General features: G+C 71.1%; 7 protein-coding genes. 2 read left to right on the top strand and 5 right to left on the bottom strand.

The window, feature by feature from the left end:
- On the bottom strand, positions 1–100 hold a 100-nt coding region (locus tag AB0E88_RS35720), incomplete at its 3' end, for a biotin carboxylase N-terminal domain-containing protein (RefSeq protein WP_157847070.1).
- Between the two features lie 379 nt (positions 101–479).
- On the opposite strand from AB0E88_RS35720, the gene AB0E88_RS35715 reads away from it, so the two are divergent.
- Positions 480–953 carry a hypothetical protein gene (locus tag AB0E88_RS35715; protein ID WP_361639412.1) on the top strand — a complete coding sequence of 158 codons (474 nt, stop codon included), beginning with the start codon at positions 480–482 and terminating at the stop codon, positions 951–953.
- Here AB0E88_RS35715 and AB0E88_RS35710 read toward each other — a convergent pair.
- Both AB0E88_RS35710 and AB0E88_RS35705 read right to left on the bottom strand, forming a co-directional pair.
- Complete coding sequence (locus AB0E88_RS35710) at positions 922–1,542, bottom strand: nucleoside triphosphate pyrophosphatase (protein WP_361639409.1); 621 nt, start codon at positions 1,540–1,542, stop codon at positions 922–924. The two genes, AB0E88_RS35715 and AB0E88_RS35710, sit on opposite strands and share 32 nt — an antisense overlap.
- Before the next feature lie 62 nt (positions 1,543–1,604).
- A complete protein-coding gene (locus AB0E88_RS35705) occupies positions 1,605–1,733 on the bottom strand; it encodes a hypothetical protein (protein WP_361639406.1) in 129 nt (42 codons plus the stop codon).
- A 115-nt stretch (positions 1,734–1,848) separates the two neighbouring features.
- Here AB0E88_RS35705 and AB0E88_RS35700 point away from each other — a divergent pair, with 115 nt between their 5' ends.
- Positions 1,849–2,982, top strand: coding sequence for an SGNH/GDSL hydrolase family protein (locus AB0E88_RS35700; protein ID WP_361639403.1), 1,134 nt, complete (start codon positions 1,849–1,851; stop codon positions 2,980–2,982).
- 8 nt (positions 2,983–2,990) lie between these two features.
- Here the strand turns inward: AB0E88_RS35700 and AB0E88_RS35695 are convergent, their stop codons facing one another.
- Positions 2,991–3,200 carry an acyl-CoA carboxylase epsilon subunit gene (locus AB0E88_RS35695; protein WP_361639400.1) on the bottom strand — a complete coding sequence of 70 codons (210 nt, stop codon included), beginning with the start codon at positions 3,198–3,200 and terminating at the stop codon, positions 2,991–2,993.
- A gap of 17 nt (positions 3,201–3,217) precedes the next feature.
- A partial coding sequence (locus tag AB0E88_RS35690) for a carboxyl transferase domain-containing protein (protein WP_361639398.1) occupies positions 3,218–3,400 on the bottom strand: 183 nt, incomplete at its 5' end.

Below are 3,400 nucleotides of genomic sequence, written 5' to 3'. Positions count from 1 at the left end.
GGTCGGCGTAGACGGCCACGCTCGCGATCCCCGCGTCCCGGCAGGCCCGGGCCACGCGGACAGCGATTTCGCCACGGTTGGCGATGAGCACCTTGCGCACGATTGAGGCTCCCTCCTTGAAACAAGCCGAGTTTAGGGACTGCCGACACGACACTTCGACCCGTCCCCAATGGTGAGCTTGCCCACACGGAGCGTGATTCGAGGCTCGCTCGACCCGCGAAATCCCTTGTCCCACCGCTATACGCAGGACTCCTCCGGCAAACCCTAGCCCCCATCTGTGGTCAAGGTCTCTGTGAGAGCGTGCCGCGCAACACTCCGATTCTTTGTGGAGTCCCTACGAATGGCCCAATGATTCGTTGGCATGCGCAGGACCCTTGTCCCTGGGTTTACCGGTTAGTAGCGTTCGCGATGTATCGCACGTACTCGGGGTAACAGTGGCGCGGCCGGATCGAGTCGCGCTCGAAGGTGGGTGGGCGACCGTGGTGCGCAGGCCGGTGGCATGGGTGGTGGCGCTCGTGCTCTTCTTCGAGGCTTTCGGGGTGGCCGGGTTCAACTGGTTCCTCGGTCATGTCGTCGACAGGCAGCACATGTCCCTGGCCGGTCTGGATCCGGACGTCATGGCGACGTCCTCGAAGATCGGCGGCGTCGTCTTCGGGCTCTACTTCCTGCTGTGCGGGGTGGTCGCCCTGCTCGTCGCCGTGCGCAACCGGGCCCCCGCCGGGTTCGGCCGCATCGTGCTGGTCAGCGCCGCCGTGGTGCACGGGCTGCTGGGCGCGTTCGTGTGGGGGCTGGTGGGCTTCGGCGCGTTCGCGTTCATGATGGTCGTGCTCGGCCTGATCGTGCTGCTCCTGGTCACGTACGACGCCGAGCCGGCCCCCGGCGAGGAAGCCGGGGGCGACGACGCGGGTGACGGCTCGCCGGTCACTCCTCCGGCGGCGCCCACAACTCCGTGATGCCGACGCCCAGTTCCGCCAGCAGGCGGCGCACCAGCGGCAGGCTGATGCCGATGACGTTGCCGTGGTCGCCCTCGATGCCGTCGATGAACGGCGCGGAACGCCCGTCCAGGGTGAAGGCGCCGGCGACGTAGAGCGGCTCCCCGGAGGCGACGTACGCGGCGATCTCCTCGTCCGTCGGCTCGCCGAAGCGGACGACGGTGGACGCGGTGGCGGAGACGTACCGCTTCGCCTGCGTGTCCCAGACGCAGTGGCCCGTCTGGAGGGTCCCGGTCCGGCCGCGCATCGCCTTCCAGCGGGCCGTGGCCTCCTCGGCGTCCGCGGGCTTGCCCAGCGCCTGGCCGTCCAGCTCCAGGACCGAGTCGCAGCCGATCACCAGCGCGCCCTGGACCTCGGGCCTGGCGGCGACCACGGAGGCCTTGGCCTCGGCGAGGGCGAGGGCCAGTTCGGCGGGGGTGGGGGCGGTCACGGCGTCCTCGTCGACGCCGCTGACGATCACCTCGGGGGCGAGTCCGGCCTGCCGGAGCAGTCCGAGCCGGGCGGGTGACTGGGAGGCGAGCACGAGTCGGCGGCGCGGCTGATCTGTCATGCGGTCAGCGTAGCCGCGGGCGCGTCACGGATGTCGTCACCGGTCTCGTCGCCGGTGTGCGCTCACCTCACCCCGATCACGATCATCGCGAGCACCATGGCCAGCGCCATGAGAACGCCGAGCCGCCGCAGTTTCTCCTGCATCTCCCGCAGTTCTTCCGGCGGCTCGTTCTCGGGGTCGGACCACAGCATGCCTTCCATCGTCCGGCGACGTCCGCGCAGGTCGCCTGAGTACGCATACTCATCTTCAGTTAACGGTGCTACAGTCCCATTAGTAAAAGGGACCATCGTTCCGTTTGGAGGCGTCATGTTCACCGCTGCCTGGACCGCGTCACCCCAGCAGCCCACCGAGGGCTTCACCCCGAACTGGTCACGCGAGGGCTTCTGGCGCCAGTCGCTGCGCCAGGTCGTCCGCCTGAGCGCGGGCGGCGGCCGCGTCCGCGTCCGGCTCTCGCACACCTACGGCACCTCCCCGCTGCGTATCGCGGGCGCGTCCGTCGCGCGGGCGGCGCACGGGGCCTCGATCGAGCCGGACTCCATGCGCCGGCTCACCTTCGGCGGAGCGCACGCCGCCGACATCCCGGCGCGCGGTCAGGTCGTCAGCGACCCGGCCGAGCTGACCCTCGCGGCGGGGGAGTCGCTGACGGTCACCCTCCACTTCGATCGGGCGACCGGGCCCGCGACCTTCCACGCGCAGGCCTTCACGCCCAGCTACCGGGGCCCGGGCGACCTGCTCACAGCAGCCGACGGCACGGCGTTCCCCGAGGTCACCGAGTCCTGGTACGTACTGTCCGCCGTGGAGACCGACGCCGGCCGCAGCGACGGCATCGCCCTGCTCGGCGACTCGATCACCGACGGCTTCGGCTCCACCCCCGGCGCCGACCGCCGCTGGCCGGACGCGCTCGCCGCGCGCACCGGACGGCCCGTCCTGAACGCGGGCATCGGCGGCAACCTGCTGCTCAACGACTCTTCCTGGTACGGCGAGAGGGCCGTCCACCGGCTGGCCCGGGACGTCCTCGCCCACCCCGGCGTGGACACGCTGGTCGTCCTGATCGGCCTGAACGACATCGGCTTCAGCGAGACGGACGAGCAGCCCACCTACAAGCCGGCCCCGGTCGTCACGTCCGCCGAACTGATCGAGGGACACCGCCGGTTGATCCGCCAGGCCCGCGAGGCCGGACTGCGGAGGGTCGTCGGCGCGACCCTGCTGCCCTTCGGCGGATCCGACCACTGGGGCGAACGCGCGGCCAAGACCGGCCACGCACTGAACGAATGGATCCGCACCTCGGGGGAGTACGACGCGGTGGCCGACCTGCACCGCGCGCTGGCCGACCCCCAGGACGGGGACCGGCTGCGCCCGGCGTACGACTTCGGCGATCACCTGCACCCGAACGACGCGGGATACGTGGTGATGGCCGAAGCCGCCGCGGGCGTGCTGTGAGACGAGGGTCAGGCCGGCCAGTAGGTGCGCGACCACGACGTCGGGCCGGGCTGCGGCACCCGCCGGCCGGCCAGGCGGGCCGGGTCGGCCCAGGAGTCACGCGGCGAAGGCGCGCCGGGCGGCGTGGCGGCCGCCGCCGCGGCGCGGGCGCGGACCACCGCCAGTGCGGCGGCCAGCTCCTCGGGGGTCGGGTTGCCCCGGACGACCTTGATGTTCATGACGGCTCCCAGCGGGCCTAGAGGGGGATGTTGCCGTGCTTCTTCGGGGGCAGGGATTCCCGCTTGGTGCGCAGTTGACGCAGGCCGCGGACGATGTGGCGGCGAGTGTCGGAGGGTTTGATCACGGCGTCGATGTAGCCGCGTTCGGCGGCGATGTAGGGGTTGAGGAGGGCGTCCTCGTACTCGCGGATGAGGCGGGC

The sequence above is a fragment of the Streptomyces sp. NPDC028635 genome (assembly GCF_040637635.1).
Taxonomy (GTDB): Bacteria; Actinomycetota; Actinomycetes; order Streptomycetales; family Streptomycetaceae; genus Streptomyces.
Note: the sequence above shows the minus strand (reverse complement) of the source record. Positions and strands in the feature narration are given on the sequence as shown.

Bases quoted from the DNA above. Each gene is read 5' to 3' on its own strand.
- AB0E88_RS35710 (WP_361639409.1), bottom strand. From the start codon at position 1,542: ATGACAGATCAGCCGCGCCGCCGACTCGTGCTCGCCTCCCAGTCACCC.
- AB0E88_RS35705 (WP_361639406.1), bottom strand. From the start codon at position 1,733: ATGCTGTGGTCCGACCCCGAGAACGAGCCGCCGGAAGAACTGCGGGAG.
- AB0E88_RS35700 (WP_361639403.1), top strand. From the start codon at position 1,849: ATGTTCACCGCTGCCTGGACCGCGTCACCCCAGCAGCCCACCGAGGGC.
- AB0E88_RS35695 (WP_361639400.1), bottom strand. From the start codon at position 3,200: ATGAACATCAAGGTCGTCCGGGGCAACCCGACCCCCGAGGAGCTGGCC.